Raw genomic sequence first — 20777 nt, 5'->3', positions numbered from 1 at the left:
TGACCGCTTAATTTAAATATAGTACAATTTTTTATGTGTTTAATGATGATTATCTTGCATCGATCGACTAACCTTAAGCCGTATGGAATAATAAGTAATACCTAATAGCTTAATGGCTGAATTTGGTTAGATTGTTGATAGTCGTCAATAAGAACCGAACATAGCCCCCCTCTCCTAATAAAGGGATTTAACGAATCTCGGATTTGATTATTCAAATACACAACAGCGTCCCTCAACACTTCAAGAGTCGGCATTTCTAAATGTTTTAAAAGAATTGATGGCTGGTTTTGTAGTTTTGGCAGAATACTTTCGAAGGCCTTCGCTAAGGCTGTAATAAAGAGATCCCGATTAACGTTAAGGCTTTTAGACTGACACTGAGTAATTACCAATTGACATTGATCTTGATGATTTATATTGAACAAAGGGTCTAGATCTTTAGGGTCAATAATTGGGTTTTGCCAAGATGCTCGTCCATTTTGTTCATCAATCGTTAAACTATATTGAAGGTCATCTTCACAGAATTGTTGCACGAGTTCTAAAACTAGCATCATCTCATGCGGATCATAACAAGTAATTAAGATAGGAACATGGCGCTCTTTATTTTTTAGAATATTCCACAAAATTTGGCACATATCCAGGATCAATGTTCTAGGCACTTCAGGATGATCACTTAAAAATTCTGGATGGCGCCAAAGAATACAACTAGCCCCTGAAATCAATGGGATTGGAGGAGCACTAGCCATATCAGAATGAATGTAATGTTGATGTACATTGGGGGCTGTTTTCTTCAAAAGATGAGAGTTGAACTTTAAATCACTTTTGTTGATATCACAGCCCACATAATTAAATTTCCAGTCTCTAGATCTGGCCAATAATTCGAGAGTAGACACTTCTAAGGCAGTACCACAGGCCACGCTAAGTACGTTAAATGAATCAGTAGAGATACAATTTGATAATAGTCTTCGAATTGCAGGTAAAAGAGAATAAGAAACACGAAAGTGTTGCTGAGAAAATAGGCGGGGGCTTGGAAAATTATTAAATATAAAAGACATTAAAAGGAAAAATAAAGCACTTAATGGTAATATATTTTACATTTTATTGAGTTAGAATACAATGAGAGATTGGACAAGGGTTTATAGAAGTTGGTTACAAATAAATTCTAAGTTTTAATTAGTACAGTCTAGTCTAAAAGTGCTTCCACTTATTATATACAATCTGCTCTCCGTAGAGTTTAAAAGAAAAAACAAATTTTAATACAACAGCTATTAACCTAATTTTGTGAAGAAGTAATAATTCTATCTAAATGATTTGAAAAATTTTGAACTTCTTTTGCACTGATAGTCTCTAATCCTCCGCGTATGAGGCCGGTCTCTCTCAGTGATTCATTCAAATGCCGCATCGTTAGGATTGGCTTGATATTGTTAGGAGTAAACAACATACCTCGTGGACTAAGTGCAAGCGCGTCTTTTGTAATCACCTCGTCAGCCAAAATAATATCCGCTGTAATCACTAAATCGCCAGTCTTTATATGCGAGACAATGTATTTATCTGCCTTGTCAAATCCTGATTCTACTTGCACTTTCTTAATGAAAGGTGAAGAAGGAGTGATCGCTAAGTGATTCGCCACAATGATGACCAATACCCGACGCTTCACAGCTGCACGAAATAAAATTTGCTTAATTACCTTAGGGCAGGCATCCCCATCAATCCAAATATTCATATTTCATAATCTAAAATAATGTTTAAGGCTATTTTTTATTTAACCTGATAGATTTTTCCAGTTTGTAAACCTTCCACGCTTTTGCTGTAAGCCAAGGCAACACAGGCAGCACTGACAGATTCATAACCGCGAAAGTAAGGCGCATATTTTTCCATTGATTCTGTAATTACAGTTGGACTTATGCAATTAATTCGTTGCTTTCTGGGCATTTCTATCGCAGCAGCAATGACGAAAGAATCCAAAGCACCATTAACCATCGAAGCAGACGCCCCTGAACGGATAGGGTCATGGCTTAAAATACCACTGGTTAAAGTAAAGGAGCCTCCATCATTGATGTAATGACGACCAATTAAGACAGTATTCACTTGCCCCATTAATTTACTTTTCAGACCTATATTAAACTCCTCTTCATGCATCTGCATAAAATCATCAAAATGTACACTGCCTGTGGCAAGAACCACTGCGTCCACATGCTGAATTTTTTTAAACATGATTTCGATTGACGTTTTATCAGTAATGTCTACATGAATGTCGCCGGTACTAAAACCAGCAGTGATGATTTCGTGGCGAGGCTGCAATTCATTAACAATGGCTTGACCTATTGTTCCAGATGCCCCTATCACTATTATTTTCATGCATTTCTCCCAAATCAATCACTTCTTATAAAAAATTAAGTGTCTCAGAAAAAAAAAATTGTTTCTACAAAAAGTAAAAGAAGTCACTGATTCGGTATAAAAAAATCAGGCAAACCACTCTTTTGAATAATTTTTGTACTATCCTTTTATTTACCTCTTTAACTTCTTTAAAAGGACTTAATCCATTCTCATCAAATGATTTAAGGTGTACCTCATGCTCAAATTTTCATTTTTAAAAACAAAACTTCATAGTCAACAAGCCATGTTGATATTATCTGTAGTCACTGTTTATTGGATTTATTGCTTCTTTTGGGCTCCCACTTTTTTTATTGAAGGTTTAGTCCCTCTAGGCTGGATTGGTAAACTTGTGTTTTTCATTATAAGTTGCCATTTTACAATGATAGCCATCTCCATCTATTTACATCGAAGTCAAACTCACCGAGCAGTGGAATTTCATCCCTGGATAAGACATTTTTTCCGTTTTTGGCTTTTTTTAACCACGGGAATTGTGAGATCAGAATGGGTGGCTATACACCGTGCTCATCATCAGGCTCCCGATCAAGCTTCAGATCCTCATAGCCCTTTAAATCATGGTTTAATTAACATGTTTTTGAAGGGAGCAGAAATTTATAACCAAGCAAAAATACCCGAAACAATTGAAAAATACGGCTATGTCAATGACAACGATTTGCTGGAAACCTATCTTTATAAATCCAGGATGGGCCCCTTTTATTTTTTACTCCTGGAAATTATCCTCTTTGGTGTGTGGGGGGTAGTCCTGTGGAATCTGCAGATGATTTTTCAAATTTTGGCTCAAACAGCCTTTATTAATGGATTAGGTCATCATTGCGGCTATCGTAATTTTAAAACCCAAGATAATTCTCATAATCTAACACGCTGGGGTATTCTTATCTCAGGAGAAGAATTACACAATAATCATCATCATGACCCTGCTTCGGCAAAATTTTCTTACAGAAAAAATGAATTTGATATAGGTTGGTTTTATATTTGTCTTTTAAAAAAATTAAAATTAGCTCAACTTAGAAAAGAAGAGTAAGCATTAGTTCTTTTTCTGAATAGAGGTATTAACGTCCCCTGTTTGGATATTCCACAAATAATGATAATAGGTAGGCTCGGCAATCAACTGTTGATGGTTGCCCTGCTCAATAATTTTGCCTTTATCAAGCACATAAATCACATCAGCCCCAGTGACGGTAGAAAGACGATGGGCAATGATTATGGTGGTTTTATTGTGGGAAATTGTTGCCAAAGCTTGTTGAATTGCTAGCTCAGTGTCATTGTCTACTGCAGAGGTGGCTTCATCCAAAATAAGTAGTGGCGCATTTTTCAACACTGCTCGCGCAATGGCTATTCGTTGCCTTTGTCCCCCAGATAAGTAACTTCCTCGTTGCCCTACATAGGAGTCATACCCTTGTGGCAACTTCTCAATAAATTTTTCAGCCCCGGCGATGCGGGCGGCATGCCGGATATCCTCAAGCTTTGCCCCCACTTTCGCATAGGCAATATTTTGGGCAATTGTGCCTTCAAAAAGAAAAATATCCTGGCTAACTAATGCGATTTGCTGACGCCAAGCGGAAAGCTCATAACTATCTATACTTTGACCATCCCAATAAATAGCCCCTTGTTGAGGATGATAAAAGCGGCATAATAATTTAATGAGTGTGCTTTTGCCTGAACCTGACTCGCCAACAAAAGCTACTGTCTGATTTTTTTTAATAGCAATATTAAAATCTTCGAATACGGCCTGATTTGTTTCTGGGTAAGTAAATGACAAATGAGTTATTAGCAAGCCTTCCTTTGTAGTGGACTGTCCGGCTGTTTTATCCTTTTTATTCACTTCCTTTTCCCAGGTTAATAAATTTAAAGCCCTGGTTGTTGACGCCATTGCCCTTTGGAAATTAACGGTGACATCAGCCAAATAGGAAAATGGCCATAAGAGCCGCTGCGATAAAAAAACCAATAAGCTAAATACCCCTACATTCATTTCACCATGAATCGTTTGGTACCCCCCTATCAATAAAGTAAATAAAAAACCTGTCAAAATCATAATACGAATGACAGGGGTAACCATTGAACTAATCAAAATAGTTTCACGGTTAGCCTGCTGATAATTGCGACTTAATTCTTCGATACGCCGTGCCTCAAATTTTTCTGCCGTGTAACTTTTTATGGTGAGAAGACCCGTTAAATTATTAGCCAAAGCAGCCGAAATATTAGCTGCCTTTTCGCGCACTTTTAAAAACTTAGGTTCCAACTTATGCTGAAAATAAAAAGCGCCTAGTAAAATAAAAGGGATGGGCAAGATAGAAAATACAGTGATCAGTGGAGAGCACAAAAGGAAAATGATTCCAATTAATATTGTTGATGAAACAATTTGAATAATCTGATTGATACCATCTTCTAAAAAACGTTCCAGCTGATTAATGTCGTCATTGATTGTCGCTATCAATTGACCAATCGCAGTTTTATCAATATCTTCCATACGTGCCGATTGGATATGTTGATAGGTTTCCATTCTTAATCGATGTTCTACTGCTTGTGCTAAATTTCTCCATTTAACACTATAGAGATATTGAAAAACAGACTCCAAACTCCAGGCAATAAAAGTAAGGGCACCGAGAAGAACTAATTGAAGCAACATGTTAGGATAACCTGTAAGCTTGGCCAACCATGAATGCTCACGATTAACAACAACATCTACTGCTCCCCCAATTAAAACTTCGGGAAAAATATCAAACAATTTATTTAATATTGAAAACAGGGTTGCAGCGAGGTAAGCGCTGCGGTCGCCCTTCATATAGTTTAATAAACGAAATAATGGATAACGAGAGGTTTCTAAATAAGACTTTGCATTCATGCTATTCAAAAATAATCATCCTTTCACAGCTTTAACAGTTTGAAAAGAAATCTGTTTATATTTTTATTAATTAAAAAAACACACCATTTATACAAAACCGTTATAAAGTTCATTCTATTGTCGCATTGTACAAATTTAATCAAAGTGATATTATGTACAAATTGTTTATTTCTTATGTGGTGTTATGCTTCTTAAACCTACTGCTTCTGAAGCGATTGCTCAAAAAGCCGAGTACTTAAAACTATCAACCTTGATCGATCAATTTAATGCAACACAAGATGAGTTGATGAAACTCATGTACTTACAACAAATTGATATGTACTCTAAAGCAATTGTCGATAATTGTGAAAAAGAATTTTTTAAACAACCTTCAAAACTACCCAATTATGGATTGAAAGAAGCAATATACGCTTGGCGCAATCAGGACATGTTCCATCCTGAAGGAAAGCCTCGCTCCGAAGAAAAAGGATTACAGCAAGTCCTGCAAAGTTACGGTATCCATGCAGATGCATCTATTTTACTTAAAGCTGTTCAATACGCAACTGCTTACCAACAGCTTAATCCTGAGAAAGCTGAAAAAAAATCAAGCCAAAATTTTACTGAAGCGCAGTATTCAATAGAAAAGTTTGAAAAAGACAGAAGCGCACTCTATGAACTTTTAACCAAGCGTTATCTGCTTTTAGCACGGCTGATAAAAAATGAAGATGGTGTTGATACTCAACTAGCGGAGCTTTGCCAAGAACTATGGGAAATTCATAATGATCTATTTACCCTCGTTGACACCTCGTATGAGCTGAATGAATACATCATAGAGCAAATGAACTTATTTACTCTTTCTTATACAGCCATTGATCTTATACAAGAAAAATTCGAACAAAATTTTGACGAATATGATTTCGAATCACTTCGAGGACAAGTCAACAATGAAAATCTGCTGTTTACTCTTTTCACTGAAAAGAAGAAAGCGTCTTCTGCTGAGATTAAAAAAGACTCTACTGAAACAGGAGAAAAAGCCATTCAATTAGTCATTCGTCAAGAAGATCGCAATAACGCGGCCAATGAACAGTGGCTCCAATCAAATGTAATAGCCCGATTTTTTATCGATGATTATGCGACTTTTACCAAGCAACAAAGTAATCGTGAAGGGTTTTCCATCTATAACCCTGTCGCAATCAGCCAATTTGCCAGACAGGGAAATTTAAAACAGGTTGCGAAAAATATTGCCAAAGAGCCTAAAGTCATTGCTGAAAAAGCACAGCTCTATTTTTCTCAGCTTAGTGCGTTTTGTGTAGAACTAATGCAACTAGGCTTTTATCATCCTGATATTAAGTTATCCAACTTTTTAGTGGATAACGACAAACTGCTCATTAGTGATCGCAAAGCCATAACCAATAATCAAAAATTGTTAGCAAGCAGCTTGCGAACAAGTATCTTATTTTCACCTCCTGAGTTTGTAAAATTTGTAAATAGTAGCCAAACGCGAATTAGTTCTCGCGCAGCCAAGACAGAGTTGGATGCCATTCCTTTTATGTCATTTCAAATAGGGCTAGCCTTAAAATCTTTTTTACTGAATGGGCGGACACGTGATAATCTTGTTCGGGTGAATTTATCGACTTTTAATTCAGCAAATGATATTGCTTATGGAAATTTGGTTATCTTAAGTGATGCTTTAACCAGAAATATACCTACTAAACGCATTGGCCTAGATGTATTTCATACCCTGTTAGCTCCTGAACAACTGATGTTACCTACAGAAGCGTTTCTAAAAGAACTCGAAGCAACCGCAGGCTTTGATCCCTTTGCTGTGAATCAAAAAATTAAAAATTTAATGCAATCAGAAAATATTGAGCAAACCGCTTTAGACGGTTTACTTAAACCCTTTGGTAAGGCATTGGAATTTTTGGATCACGATGTTGAAGCTCTGTTGCTGCAACTATTTAAAGTCAAAACAGTTGATGCTATCTCTTATTGTGAATATGCCGACAGAATCAGTACCCTTCACGCATTATCAGCAGATGACTCCACGGACGAAGAACGCATCGCCAGTATTTATCAAGCCATTGAAGAAGGAAACCATCTCTTAGCTCAGCAAAGTAAAGACACCCTCGCAGCAAGACTGTTGCATAAAACTATCAATCAGGTTGAAAAAAATTACGAACCTTATCTGGAAACTATTCGCATTAGAAAACTTACCACGGCGTGGAAAGCACAAACCCTAACGGCAAAACATGAAAAAGAGTTAAACGAGATTGTAGGATATTTAAAAAAATATTTGGAGTCCTCTTTTGAAAAGAAACCTCAACGACTAAAAACAAGTTTTGCTGAATTTAAGAATGCTAGTTTCGGTTATTTAAAAGCGAACATTTCTTCCCATAATTACAATCAAGCTTGGTTTTTTGAAAAGGTCTTGGCTTGGCTACATATAAAATCTATTCCAAACAGAATTACACGAACAGACTTGGAAACGCATCCTGATCTTAAAATAACGCATTTTCTTTTATCCAATCTTTCAACAAGTTCAAGTAAAAAATTATTGAATGGTGATGATTTATTGACGCCATTGTTATCTTTTTATGACGACTCTTCTGATTCATATCAAAAGCTAAAAAAACTGCAAGAAATACCCCCAGTGAAAGATAAACCTAAAAATAAGAGCCCAGAGAAAAAGTCGGAGAATTCTGCCTCTAGGGTGGTTGCGACGAAAAATAAGACAATTACTCAAGAAGAAAAAACCAAAGATAAATCGGAATCTTCTGAGAAATATGGAAGCACAGTCATTCATGAGGATACGCAGGAATATGGGAGTACAATCATTCATGAGGATACGCAGGAAAACAAGGAAAAAACCAAGGGCAACGCAGTCACACCAGTCATTTAAAATATCAAATTATAAGCAAGTTACCCACATTCAGGAGATCCTTCAAGCGACTATGTCGCTTTCAGGATGACGTGTATGAAGCTTTTGGACATAGCTAAAAACCGTAATCCTGAGCCGCCTAGCCCCTCAGGGGCAAATATCAGGAAAGACTTACGTCATCCCGAACGAAGTGAGGGATCTCCTCGCATCATGGAGATGTCTCACTCCGTATGTCATTGGGAATGCAATATTAGTGTTGCCAAACAAAGCTCGATCCGTATTTGTGTTTTTTACTCTGTTCAAAGAGCAGTTTTGGGAGCATAGCAAGGATTTTCTTCACTTACCAATAAGAAGTCTTTTTTACTCCAATGACTCCATTGCTTAATCAACTAAACTGTTGCCATCTACCCGATGATCACACAGCAACATTCTTTTTAAGTAAAGCGACTAAGCGCACAGGGGCTTCCGTCCCTTCTTTTATCTTAATAGGCAGCACTAAAATATAACTTCCTAAAGGCGGTAGTGAGCTTGCATTGGCTATATTCTCAACAATATATTTTCCAGCACCTAAAAAAGTTCGATGAACTGGATACCCTGTATCTGGCCTGTCTGGAGAAAGTGTGTCTATACCGAGTCCTGTTATTCCGCGCTGCAAAAGTAGCTTCGCTGTAGATTCTTCGAGAGAAGGGAAGCAATAGTGATTACGATATTTGACAGGGTTTTCCCAATAGTTATCCCACCCGGTTCTAATAATGACAAAAGATCCTTTCATTATTTCACCATGAGAGGCTTCAAACTCTAAAATATCATTAGGCTTTACTGTGTAATTAGCATTGGCGACATTAGAAACGTCGATAAGAACACAGGGAGACAACAACGCATTCAAATCGAAATCGGCTATGGTTTTTCCTCCCGAAATACAATGCGCAGGAGCATCCATGTGCGTTCCTATACCAGCATCCATTTTAAGACGCTGCACACGAAATGAAGTCTCTAAACCTGCTTCATAATCGTGTACATTATAATGTTGAAACCCGCAATCACCTTCCCAACAAGGAATCTCAGCGGTTAATATATGCGTTAAATCTATAAGAGTATAGGCAAAAGTCATGCACTACCCCATTTTACTTAAGAGTTTACAATGTTTCCTACGCTGTAATAAATAACCTATTCTATTCAAGTATATTCACAACTGCGCTTTGTTCAGTTTGGCAATTAAATTCAGGAACTAAACTTTTCAATAAAATATAAAGCTCCGGATTATTATGCATGGTACAGGCCGTATTTAATAATCGAATTGTCTGTGTTAATTCAGTCCATTCCAAATGACGAAATTTGGCTTTAAACAATTTTTCATGAGAGGTTTGCACCAACTGCTCAGACGCATGAAATAACTCTTCATATAATTTCTCGCCTGGTCTTAATCCCGTGTATTCGATAGCGATATCCTTGCCGGGTTCTTTGCCCGATAAGCGAATCATCTGTTCAGCAAGATAACAAATTTTTATAGGCTCACCCATATCAAGAACAAAAATTTCTCCACCTATACCATTAACCATGGCCTGTAAAATTAATTGGCAAGCCTCAGGAATGGTCATAAAATAACGCTGGATATCTGGATGCGTTACTGTGATAGGACCACCTGCCTGTATTTGTTTTTGAAATAGTGGAACCACACTTCCAGCAGAACCCAGTACATTGCCAAAACGTACAGTAATAAACTGCGTATCCACACGCTCGTTTAAATTTTGGCAATAAATTTCGGCGACTCGCTTGGTTGTCCCCATTACATTTGTTGGATTAACCGCCTTATCTGTTGAAATTAAAATAAATTTCTCAACACCAACAGCCACACTTGCTTCTGCAACGACCTGTGTGCCAATAACATTATTTTGCACAGCAACACGGACCTGTTCTTCTAACATAGGAACATGCTTATATGCTGCGGCGTGAAAAATGACTTGGGGTTTAAACTGATGAAACAGAAAATCAACGGCCGTTATATCAGTGATGGAAATTAATGCTAGCTCAAGCGCTATCTCCGGAAATTTTTTACTTAACTCAAGTTCGATTTTGTAGAGGTTAAACTCTGAGTTATCAATAATTAATAACTTCTTAGGCTTCAGCAGCATAATTTGGCGGCATAATTCAGAACCAATTGAACCTCCACCCCCCGTCACTACAATACGTTTGTCTTTAATACTCGAGGCTATTTTTTGCCAATCCAGTTGAACTTGATCCCTTCCCAGTAAATCCTCGATGTTTACCTCTCTCAACGCATCCACTTCGACCCGACCTGCAACTAATGCAGAAATACTAGGTAATGTACGAAAAGGAATTTTACATTCTTCACAATAATTAACAATACGGCGCATCGCAGCTGAACGAGCGGAAGGTATAGCAATAAAAATAAGCTCGATATTGAGTTCAACCACCAAATCAAGCAAATCTCGCGTAGTGCCTAAAACCGGGACACCATGAACCTCCAGGCCTCTTTTTCCTACGTTATCATCAATAAGGCCAACTGGATAATAAGATTTAGCACGTTTTAAATCACGAACAAGACTCTCTCCCGCCCTTCCCGCGCCGATAATTAAAACCCGTTTGCTTTCTGTCGACTGCCCTTTTTCCTTCCAGTCCCAATAAGAACGCAAAAGGAGCCTTCCGCCACACAAAAAAGTAATCAGTGTCAAGTCGTACAAAGGAAACACAGAACGCGGAATATGTTGCAACAACGATGTAAAATATAGCGCCAGAACAGAGAGTACGGTAGCAAAAGCAGTGGCTTTGATAATTCTTGCTACATCGTTTAATGAAGAAAAACACCACAATCCGCGATAAACTTTGAAGTAGTAATAACATCCCGTTTGGATTAACGTTAGAATTAATAAAGATATCAATGAATAGGAGTTTGTCAGGTCACTTGGAAAAGGCTGCAAGTTATAGCGCAACCAGTATGCAAAATACCAGGCTAGTGGAATAGCCAGCATATCAAACGCAATAACTGGAAATTTTTTATATAATTTTTTAAAAAAAATAGAAAAACTCTGCATGTTTAAACAAATCCTTTAACTGAGCAAGACTCAAATCCAGATAGATATGTTGCCTTATATTACTACAGCTTCAGTTTAATAGGGTATAAATTTCATAACGATAAGAAGAATTTTGGCTATCTGACTTAAAATATGCACTGGATTTATACCATTTATTGGCTTCTAATGCTTGCTTTAGACAACGATCAGCTGGCGTATAAATAATTTTACCGTTTATTTTTAAAGAAGTTAAAATAATGACTTCGGGCTTACTTTTAATAACCTCATCACATAGCCACAAATACCTATTTTCTGTCGATATCTCAGTCATTTTCTTATTATTTAAACAGTAGGAGTCTATAAAATTCAAAGAACTGGCATACGGAATCAAACCACTATCCGCTAAAACAACTCGGCTACCTCGTTGGATATACTTATCTAACCATGCAACTACTTCCTGCCTGAGTCTTATCCCTGCCTGGGGATTGATAGCAAAATACCGATAACTGGCTAAAGTCATTTTAGGAATAAACAAAAAAGCAAATAACAAAGCAGCAATAGTGAGGTAAACTGAACAAAAAGTGTCATTCTTTGGTATAAAATATAAAATTGAATACCTCATCCCCTGCAGGGTAAGTGGTAATAACAAAATAAAAACCGGCAAAAATAGACGATTGGCAAAAGCCACAATTGGGTCAGCCCCCCACAAAAGCCCTGAATATACAAGTGAAGGTACCCATAAGAAATAATGTCGTTTGTCATTTGTTTTTAATAGGGCTGGCAAGGCAATCAATAAAAAAGGCCAGACAAGCTCGATGTATTGCAAAATCAGTGAAAAAGAGAATTCTCTAAATCCTTTACAATAAACTGCGTTTGGGAATAGGTGTCCATAATATTGCCATCGCCAAAAAAAATAAGGTAAAAATAATAACACAAGACTAAGGCCACTCCATAACAACCCATAATAGTAATGTCGAACGCCTTTTTCAGGTTTATCAACGAGAGCCAGTCCATAAAAAGTGAGCATTAATGCTGGTGCTTCGGGTCTGGTCATACCTGCCAGTGCCAACACGATACCAGCTAAGATGCCATAAAATGCGTTTGATTGGCTTCTTTTTTTAGGAAATAATTGATAACCCATCCCGCGAAACAACATAACAAGCGAAGAACAAATCAGTGCCTGATACACTGTTGTTTCCAATCCACTTACACTCCAGAGAATTTCTCCCTTATAAAGCAATAACCACGCACATGGAATACAGGCAATCCAGGGCGTAAACCAAAAACGGGAAAGAAAATAAAGGCTTATTGTGCTTAAGAGAAGCCCAAAAACGCCTGCACTTTTAAGGGCAATAATTGGGTCAATACTTAATTTAAGCGCAAGTGCTGCAATGACAACGAAGCTAAAGTTTGAATACCCTTCCACAGGTTCTTCAGCAATATTCCATAGTAAGCCATACCCCTCAACCCAGTGTTTGGCATAACGAAGTGAAATATACATATCGTCAATGGTGAAAGGCCAAATTGCTTTGATTTGTAATACCAATAAGTAGCCCAGCCCAAGGACTAAAAGGGTATACAGACTGACTTTTTTTATCATTTGACTAGAGCAATAAAGGTCAATACTAGAAAACAAAGTAAATTAAAACGAGACAAGTTATCATTAAAAAAAAGTGAAACCGGATCGTCGTTTTCTGCATTTCTTGTCGTTAACCAGGCGAAACGCCATATGCCTATCGCAGCAAAGGGTAAGGTTAATAGAAAATAAAATGATTCATCACGAGCGTAAATTGTGTAGAAAAAATAAGCGGCAACACTCGCTATAGCAGTAAACACTATTAAAATATCAAGTAAACGGGAAGAGTATTTTTTCAAAACCGCACGCGTCGAGTAATGCAGCCCTAACTGTTTTTCCAGACGACGCTTACACAGGGCAATAAATAAACTGATTAGAGTAGCTGTGAAAGCCAACCACCAGGAAATAGGTAATCCTATTCCGATAGTTCCCGCCAAAACTCTTAATAAAAAGCCGCTAGCAATACACAAAACATCCAGAATAGGTACATTTTTTAACAAATGATTGTAGGCTAAATTTATTAGTAAATAGATCCCAAGCAATGCTGCCAAATTGCTTGAAATAGACCAGGCTAGTAACAGCCCTCCAATTAAAAGAAAAGCTAACATACCGACTGCAAAATCGACAGATACTTCACCTGACGCCAAAGGTCTTTCACATTTTTGAGGATGCAGGCGATCTTCTTCGCGATCTTGAAAATCATTGTAAATATATACTGCGCTAGCAATTAAGCAAAAAGCAAGTGCAGCCAAGAGAGCATCGGGAAGATATTCAAGTGAACCAGCATAGAGGACACCAAGTAAAACAAAAGCAGCTTTAGTCCAATGGGATAATCTCAGTAACTTGATAAAATGTTTTATTGATGTCATACCAGCCCTGAAAAATAATACTTTTTTACAAATATAACTGTCACTATATCATCAGTTCTTCAATTGGTTAATTATTTCAACGCTTCCCTTCCTATCAATTCATACTGCCAAGTAAAATTTAACCACTTAAGATTGCATTTAATCAAAGAATCCGTAATATAAAAAATTAGGACGATATTTTAACAGGATGTGAGGTGCAATAATGCTCTTCGTATTATCTGATGACTTTATAACCAAATTAAATACTATACGCATTGATTATCAGAATCGCGCTAACATTACGCTCGATGAGACAAAGCAACCCTATCGGATAAGTCGCTTCTTTGGTGCAAAAGACATTAAAGCTCGCAATAAACAAATTAATTTGATTGAAAAATGGCTTGATGCTTTGGCAACTGATCTTGCCGTTGATAAAATCACTGAGTCTGATATACAACGTTTGATCAAAGAGGAATTGTCAGAAAATGAACCAGGCGATGAAATCAAACAAAATCTGACTGATTTGCAATCATTAAAGGAGCGTATCGAGAAATATCATACTGCCTTATGTGTGCTTGTAACGGTTTGCCTTAGTATTAAATCACAAATTGATGAAACCTATCCCGTGCGCTCGGGTGAAAATGCTGTTTTGGAGCAATTAATGCATGAAGCGATGGGCATCACTTCAACGAATTATTTGGATGAAGAAACCAAGGCCTGTTGTTTATTGGCAACAAAACGCTATCTATTAGAAAGAGGACGCTTTGAAGTAGTTAATGCCCAGTTATCACAGAAATTTACCGAAAAGCAGTGGGATGATTTTTTACATTTTGTCACAAAAAGTTGTGATGCTTTGCATGGAAAAGATAAAACAAACTTTCCAATAACAAAAGTAATGATGCCCTTAATGGGTAAGCCTTTAGAGCTTACAGGCTATACCATGGGCTTCTTATTGGGGGAAATGCTTGGCAAATCCTCTAAATTACTTCCAGTACACTATAAATTAACTGCTGTTTTGGGCAGTGGGCTGGTCATGTGTATGGGACCATCGGCGGGTTTGGGTGCCTCACTGCTGGTCCCAACGTATGCCGGTCGTATTCTAAATACCTATTGTGGCGTAAATTTAGCTTTGGTATTAGGAACAGCAGGTAACATAGCCGGACAAGGCCTTGGCTTGGTCGCGGGATTCTCTGCTGACATGGGATGGAAATTAATTTATAAAACTGGCATGTTGCTCGCTCAACTTTACTCAGGGCACAGTAATCCCGAAAATCTAAATGGTATTTTATTAGTCAATGGGCACCGTGTCATTAATGGTGTTGAATTAAAATTTGTTGATATGAATACTCTATCTTCTCAACTTCCCTCTAATTATCAGCTTTGTCCGGTTGATTTTGAAATTCAGGAAAAGACATTAAAAGTAACGGTTAATGGTGAGCAAACTGCTATTGTCCCACTAGATGAAGAAAAGAAGCCGATTTATCTGGAAGAGTTAAAAAAGCTCTTTGCCACCCAAGTAGAGAAAGAACGAAAGCTTATGCAGATTAATGGGGATGACAGTTTAGCTGTGCTTGCTTCTTATACGGGTGAAAAAGAAAGTGTTGTAGAAGATTGCGATAAAAGTAGCGCCTCGACAATAACTATTTAAACCGCGTCCGAATGGTTATTTTTTGACCAGACATTGAATTCATGCATGCTCCGTTGGGTCGAAAACGACCCAACTTACCCTTTTTTATTGCATTGGGAATGTTGATAGATTCTTATTAGATCTTAACAACCAATCTACTTGCGAACATCTCGCTTTTCTTCCATTTTTTAAATTTTATGACGGTTCCTCAGGGTCAGAATGACGTTGCTATGTTTAGACGGAAGGAAGTCTATTTTTAATCCATTACGATTAGTTCCCTCATTATTGCAGTTGCATAACTCCCTGCTGTTAATTGAAAAGATAAATGTAAATTATCATCCTGCCAGTGCCATTTCATGTGTTCAACTACCAATCTTAACGAGCGGTAAGCACGCTCCAATCCATGTTGTTCTAATGCTTTACACCAAGCTCCATAAGGTGACAATGCTTTTTGCTGAAATGCCAAAGCCTGCAATGTAAGTCGTTCTTCTCCTTTTCCCCATAATGGAGCAGCAGGGGAAATATCCAATTCAGCAATCCTTTTTTCAATAACTGCATCACTTTCTTCAATGGAAAAAATACTGTTTGAGCCAGTTAATTGCATTACATCCCCTGCAACTGCTCTATTCCAGGTTTTAGTTTGCACCCGTTCGCTTAAAATCTGATTAAATAAAAAAGCACGCGCTGCTGAATAATAGAGGCCTCGAAGAAAATGATTTTTGACTCTTACACCGGCTAAAAGCAGCTGTTCGGCTTTTACTAAATTATTATTACTATAACCAAAGCGTTGGGGACCAAAATAATTAGGCACACCATTAATTGAAATTTGCCCTAAGCGCTCTTCTATCTTTTGAGGACTAGTAAGATTGCGGACAACTAGAATAAATTCATTAGCAGCCAAAGCCCCCGTTCTTAATTTTTTAGCATGCCGTTTCGCTTGTAACAGGCGCCAGCCTTCGCCCTTTAAATCCTCGACATTAACAGTTTCACCCGGACAATGAGCCGAAAACCACTGGGTAGTCACTGCCTCCTTGTCTTTTAAACCTGCATAGGAAATCGCTTTTTCCGATTTCGATAACATCCGGGCTAATGATCGCACTAGCTCCTCTGTATTTAACCCTTTCTTTTCAATTTGCAGGTATAGGTGCTCACCCTCCCCCGTAAGTTCAAAACCAAGTATTTCATTGACTTTGAAATCTTCAGGAATAGATTTTATTTTTCCAGTACTAATGGGCTCACCATGAGCCCATGCTAGTTTTTGCTTAAAATCTGACATTAACACCCCTTATACGTCTTTATTATTTTTTTTACTAACCAAACTGCCCAAAACACTCATGAGAAGAGTAGCTACGATAAATCCCAAAGAAATAAAAATAGGTATTTTAACCCAATAGGCAATTAACATTTTAAAACCAACAAACGTTAAAATAAGTGCAATACCATATTTCAAGAGATGAAAACGGTCTGCCATGTTGGCAAGTAAAAAGTACATCGCCCGCAAGCCCAAAATTGCAAAAATATTGGAGGTAAATATAATAAATGGATCATCAGTGATCGCAAAAATTGCTGGAATACTGTCCAAAGCAAAAATTAAATCGCTTGCCTCAATAAGCACTAATACTAAAAATAGTGGTGTAATATAAAACAGATTGTCTTTTTTTACAAAAAAATATTCCTGGTGAAAATTATCGGTGATCCTTAAATGTTTTCGCATCCAAAATAATAACCAATTTTTTTCAAGACTAGGTTCTTTCTCAGCCACCCAAAAAAGCTTAATACCACTAAAGAGCAGAAATGCTCCAAATACATAGAGTATCCAATGAAATTTATTAACCAGCCACAGCCCTAATAATATAAGCAAAAGACGCATGACAATGGCACCTATCACCCCAAACAATAGAACGCGTCTTTGATATTCCATTGGCACGGCAAAGTATTTAAAGATCATCACAAAGATAAACATATTGTCTATGGAAAGTGATTCTTCTATAAGGTAGCCTGTAAAAAATTCTAACGCTTGTCGATGAGCAGTAGCCGCATCTGTAGTATTTAGTAGATAAAACCATAAGAGCAGATTAAATGACAATGCCAAAGTTACCCAGACTATTACCCACGTTAACGCTTCTTTGGTGGAAACACGATGCGCCTTTTTGCCCCCAAAGACAAACATATCAATGGCTAACATTAAACCAATAAAGAGAAAAAAAACGACCCACATCCACCATTCACTCATTGAATGCATCACTATTTTCCCCTTTCATATTGCAAGTTGACGAGATAAATTTGCAACTGGTGAAAATGATAACCATCAGCACCTCAAAAAGCACTTCTATTTCAACTATAATCTAAAATCCATTTTTGCACAGAACAAAATTTTTTGTATCGTTGAGAACAAAAAGCAAGAAATTCAGAACAATTTTTTGTTTAAATATTGAACCCCTGCTGCTTCTCTGGCATTCCTAAAGAACTTAAAGGAAATAGTATTTTAGTAGAGAGATGGCTCAAAAACAGTGCGTTGGGAAATTAAGCGTAACAGCAATCTGAGGGGTGATGAGCGTATAGTCTAGTGTATGATAGCAATCTTGAGCCAATATTAAGTATCATTATTACGGTAATTAGATTTAATATCGTTTATTAGCGCGCATTCAAACAATAAACGTAATTGTCTTATTCGTTAACTATATTCCTCTACTGATGAGTTTTTTTACGTCGATTCACTTTCGATAGTTTTAGTCTTCACATTTTTAAAATAACAAAAGAAAGGAGTTCTAATGAAAAAATACTTTATAGGTCTTAGTGCCTGTTCTATTTTGGCATCAGTATCAATGGATACTTCTGCTGCTGCACCCGCTATAGCTCAACCTACAGCATGTATAGGTAGTCAATTTACTGCGACAGGAAATGCACATTGGAAAGACATTAGTCTAAAATTAACCAATAATTGTGGCCAACCCGTCGATTTTCAGAATGCTACAATTACCTTTAATAATACAACCAATCTAAATACTTCATTTTGGGGTAATTTTGATCCGCTTCCCTATCCTGATAATGTATTAACAATCAGTTCACAACCGTCTGGGAACCACTTTTTAGCCACATTGAATTTACATTTTCCCAGTTGGGTCGGATCCACAACGATGCTTCCCTCAGGAAAATCCATTACCGTTATGTATGGTGCCCCTGCCGATGATTACGTCGACGACAGTACGAAAGTTTATTTAGCCTCAACCCCGAGTACAGGCATTCTTAACTTAAAAAACAACAGTTCAAAACCAGCAAACGTGACTCAAAATTATGCACTCATCCACCTTACAATAGATGGACAACCCATCCAGGATGTGCAATTAGACTGGGGAGCGACGTTGACTGTTAATGGGCTTGCAACAGGCACATACACTATTTCTCCAGAAAGTGTAAATGATACTGCAGGAACCACATTCCAAGGCTCTGCTGTTCCTCAAACCGTGCAAGTATCGGAAAATCAAACGGTGAATTCGGTCATTACTTATACCGCGATACCTAATACCGGCAAAATCGATATTCAGACACAAGCATTACCAAATGAGCTTACAGGATACACTAGCGATCCTACAGTAGTGCTGACTCAAAGCGGCACAGGCGCGAGTACGTCTAAAGCCGTTACTTGGGATAGTATAACGACCGTTTCTAATTTAAAAGATGATAGTACTTATAGTCTGACAACAGCGGTCATCAATTATAATAATGTTAAATGTAATCCCACATTGATACCCGCTAACGTTGTTGCGAGTGCAACGACTACACCTGTAGTTAATTTAACCTACAGTTGTCAGCAAGTTGCACAAACAGCCACAACCTTTAATTTACTAGGGGCACCTACGACTTTGACTTCATTAAGGGTAACTCTAACACCGAATGATAATACTGCACCTGTTGTACAAACCATTCATTTAAGTAATGGTTCTGGTTCAGCGGTTATCAATTTAACTGAAGGAGTCATTTATACGATTTCAGCTGAAAATGTTCCAGGTTATACCGTTAGTTTCTCGCCTCAACCATTCACTGCTACAGCGAATGCAGTGGAAACAATCACCTTAACTCAAATTACAGAAGCCAAAGAACGAATCATTACGTATATTCCAGGGTGGAAAACACCTCCTTCTGCACAATCTTTAGCGAATGCAGGATATACTCATGTGATGGTTGCTTTTGGTGTGTTCAGCACCACAACACCGGGTGTAATAGCTTCTGCATTTGACACAGTCACCAAAGAATATATTCAATCGCTACGCAATGCTGGTATCAAAGTCCTACTGTCATTAGGTGGAGCCTTAACTAGTATTCCTGATACTACTGTCGATTTTCATCAAGTCTTAAGTGCTGCAAGTTCTCCAGCAGCCTTCCAACAAACCTTCATTAATTCACTCACTGGATTAATCACTCAGTATGGTTTTGATGGATTTGACATTGATATCGAGCATGGAATTAATGGGAGTGGTACTTTCTCTCAGCCTCAAGGTGATATTGCTGTTTTAGCAAATATTATCAACACTATGCATCAACAAAATCCTAATTTATTAATTACTCTCACACCTCAAGTAGCGAATATTGCCGCCACTTCTGGATTTGATCAAACTTGGGGGAATTACGCGTCATTAATTCTGCAGACTCATCACTCTATAGCTTGGGTCGGAATTCAGTTATACAATACCGGGTGTGCGTTTGGTATTGATTTAGTATGTCATTCTGACACACCCAATACACCGAATTTCAGTGTAGCCATGGCGACTGATTTATTAGAAGACTGGCCTGCAACGGTGAACGGCCAGGCAACGGGTTTTCAACCCTACATCAGCCATTTACAACCAAGCCAAGTCGTCTTAGGCTACCCCGCTCCCGATGCAAACGGCAACAGTGATGGTTCACCTGTAAAACCGACCTCCATCATTAAACGAGCGATTCAATGTTTAAGAACCGCTACAAAAAGTAGCATAAGCTGTGATACCTATGTTCCTCCCCGTGCCTATGGGACAATTGGTGGGGTATTTAACTGGGAAATAACCTATGATCAAAACAATAACTTTAAGTTTGCTACTGAACTTAAAAATTGTGTGTTAAATGGAATCTGTAATTAACCTTATGCGCCATTTTGAATGGCGCTTTTTCATTTAATTAACATCAACAATGATGCTTCTATTATCATTCACAGGATCGTAATTTATGTCGACTCGTGATAGTTTAAAATTTTCCCATCAACATGCAGAGAAATTGCGACTGACTTAGAAACATTGACACTATAAATATTATCCGCTGCAAAGTAATGATATCTCCTGGATGACATTGAAGCGGATTAATCCCTGTTAACATCTACTAATAAGGCGTGATCTCCTCCCTAAAAATAGATCCACTACTTAATTTTGAGTGGGTCTTGGCGATAAAATTTAACGAGTAAATCATAAATCTCAGGATAATAATGTCTGATTATTTGCGGTTTTTCGAAAAATAATTCAGAAAATACAGCAAAAAACTCAGCTGGGGATGTAACTGCGTAAGGATCAATCGGAATAGGCTCATTTAGTTGGATACGACTAACCAAATCATTATAACCTTTGTTGAAAACTTCAG

Annotated in this window: 16 protein-coding genes; 5 read left to right on the top strand and 11 right to left on the bottom strand. The window is 37.6% G+C overall.

Annotated features, from left to right (window positions below; genetic code table 11):
• Positions 1–101: 101 nt before the first annotated feature.
• The 3 genes from Ljam_RS02110 to Ljam_RS02100 form a co-directional block, all read right to left on the bottom strand.
• Complete coding sequence (locus tag Ljam_RS02110) at positions 102–1052, bottom strand: hypothetical protein (RefSeq protein ID WP_058448488.1); 951 nt, start codon at positions 1050–1052, stop codon at positions 102–104.
• 218 nt (positions 1053–1270) lie between these two features.
• A complete protein-coding gene (locus Ljam_RS02105; RefSeq protein ID WP_058448487.1) occupies positions 1271–1720 on the bottom strand; it encodes a YaiI/YqxD family protein in 450 nt (149 codons plus the stop codon).
• 35 nt (positions 1721–1755) lie between these two features.
• Positions 1756–2355, bottom strand: a complete 600-nt coding sequence (locus tag Ljam_RS02100) for a short chain dehydrogenase (protein WP_058448486.1) — start codon at positions 2353–2355, stop codon at positions 1756–1758.
• A gap of 214 nt (positions 2356–2569) precedes the next feature.
• Here Ljam_RS02100 and Ljam_RS02095 point away from each other — a divergent pair, with 214 nt between their 5' ends.
• Complete coding sequence (locus Ljam_RS02095; RefSeq protein WP_058448485.1) at positions 2570–3412, top strand: acyl-CoA desaturase; 843 nt, start codon at positions 2570–2572, stop codon at positions 3410–3412.
• A gap of 3 nt (positions 3413–3415) precedes the next feature.
• Here the strand turns inward: Ljam_RS02095 and Ljam_RS02090 are convergent, their stop codons facing one another.
• Positions 3416–5233, bottom strand: a complete 1818-nt coding sequence (locus tag Ljam_RS02090; protein WP_082651554.1) for an ABC transporter ATP-binding protein — start codon at positions 5231–5233, stop codon at positions 3416–3418.
• Positions 5234–5417: 184 nt separating this feature from the next.
• Between Ljam_RS02090 and Ljam_RS02085 the strand changes: the two genes are divergently transcribed.
• Both Ljam_RS02085 and Ljam_RS02080 read left to right on the top strand, forming a co-directional pair.
• Positions 5418–8111, top strand: a complete 2694-nt coding sequence (locus tag Ljam_RS02085; protein ID WP_058448484.1) for a protein kinase family protein — start codon at positions 5418–5420, stop codon at positions 8109–8111.
• A 75-nt stretch (positions 8112–8186) separates the two neighbouring features.
• On the top strand, positions 8187–8414 hold the full coding sequence (locus Ljam_RS02080) for a hypothetical protein (protein ID WP_058448483.1): 228 nt from the start codon (positions 8187–8189) through the stop codon (positions 8412–8414).
• 91 nt (positions 8415–8505) lie between these two features.
• On the opposite strand, the gene Ljam_RS02075 is transcribed toward Ljam_RS02080, so the two are convergent.
• The 4 genes from Ljam_RS02075 to Ljam_RS02060 form a co-directional block, all read right to left on the bottom strand.
• Positions 8506–9201, bottom strand: coding sequence for a cyclase family protein (locus tag Ljam_RS02075; RefSeq protein ID WP_058448482.1), 696 nt, complete (start codon positions 9199–9201; stop codon positions 8506–8508).
• A gap of 61 nt (positions 9202–9262) precedes the next feature.
• Positions 9263–11143: a polysaccharide biosynthesis protein gene (locus tag Ljam_RS02070; RefSeq protein ID WP_058448481.1), complete on the bottom strand. Its 1881-nt coding sequence runs from the start codon at positions 11141–11143 to the stop codon at positions 9263–9265.
• A 70-nt stretch (positions 11144–11213) separates the two neighbouring features.
• Positions 11214–12722 (bottom strand): hypothetical protein, encoded by a 1509-nt coding sequence (locus Ljam_RS02065; RefSeq protein WP_058448480.1) that lies wholly within the window; start codon positions 12720–12722, stop codon positions 11214–11216.
• Complete coding sequence (locus Ljam_RS02060; RefSeq protein ID WP_058448479.1) at positions 12719–13567, bottom strand: decaprenyl-phosphate phosphoribosyltransferase; 849 nt, start codon at positions 13565–13567, stop codon at positions 12719–12721. The genes Ljam_RS02065 and Ljam_RS02060 overlap by 4 nt, the downstream gene beginning before the upstream one ends.
• Positions 13568–13769: 202 nt before the next feature.
• On the opposite strand from Ljam_RS02060, the gene Ljam_RS02055 reads away from it, so the two are divergent.
• Positions 13770–15194 carry a hypothetical protein gene (locus Ljam_RS02055; RefSeq protein ID WP_058448478.1) on the top strand — a complete coding sequence of 475 codons (1425 nt, stop codon included), beginning with the start codon at positions 13770–13772 and terminating at the stop codon, positions 15192–15194.
• A gap of 235 nt (positions 15195–15429) precedes the next feature.
• Here Ljam_RS02055 and truD read toward each other — a convergent pair whose 3' ends face one another.
• Entirely contained in the window at positions 15430–16449 is a 1020-nt protein-coding gene (gene truD, locus Ljam_RS02050) for a tRNA pseudouridine(13) synthase TruD (protein ID WP_058448477.1), read from the bottom strand.
• 9 nt (positions 16450–16458) lie between these two features.
• Positions 16459–17415, bottom strand: a complete 957-nt coding sequence (locus Ljam_RS02045) for a TerC family protein (protein ID WP_058448476.1) — start codon at positions 17413–17415, stop codon at positions 16459–16461.
• A 529-nt stretch (positions 17416–17944) separates the two neighbouring features.
• On the opposite strand from Ljam_RS02045, the gene Ljam_RS02040 reads away from it, so the two are divergent.
• Positions 17945–20287 (top strand): glycosyl hydrolase family 18 protein, encoded by a 2343-nt coding sequence (locus Ljam_RS02040; RefSeq protein ID WP_058448475.1) that lies wholly within the window; start codon positions 17945–17947, stop codon positions 20285–20287.
• Positions 20288–20559: 272 nt separating this feature from the next.
• Here Ljam_RS02040 and Ljam_RS02035 read toward each other — a convergent pair.
• A partial coding sequence (locus Ljam_RS02035; protein ID WP_162262906.1) for a zinc-dependent peptidase occupies positions 20560–20777 on the bottom strand: 218 nt, incomplete at its 5' end.

It is taken from the genome of Legionella jamestowniensis (assembly GCF_001467745.1).
GTDB lineage: Bacteria > Pseudomonadota > Gammaproteobacteria > Legionellales > Legionellaceae > Tatlockia > Tatlockia jamestowniensis.
Note: the sequence above shows the minus strand (reverse complement) of the source record. Positions and strands in the feature narration are given on the sequence as shown.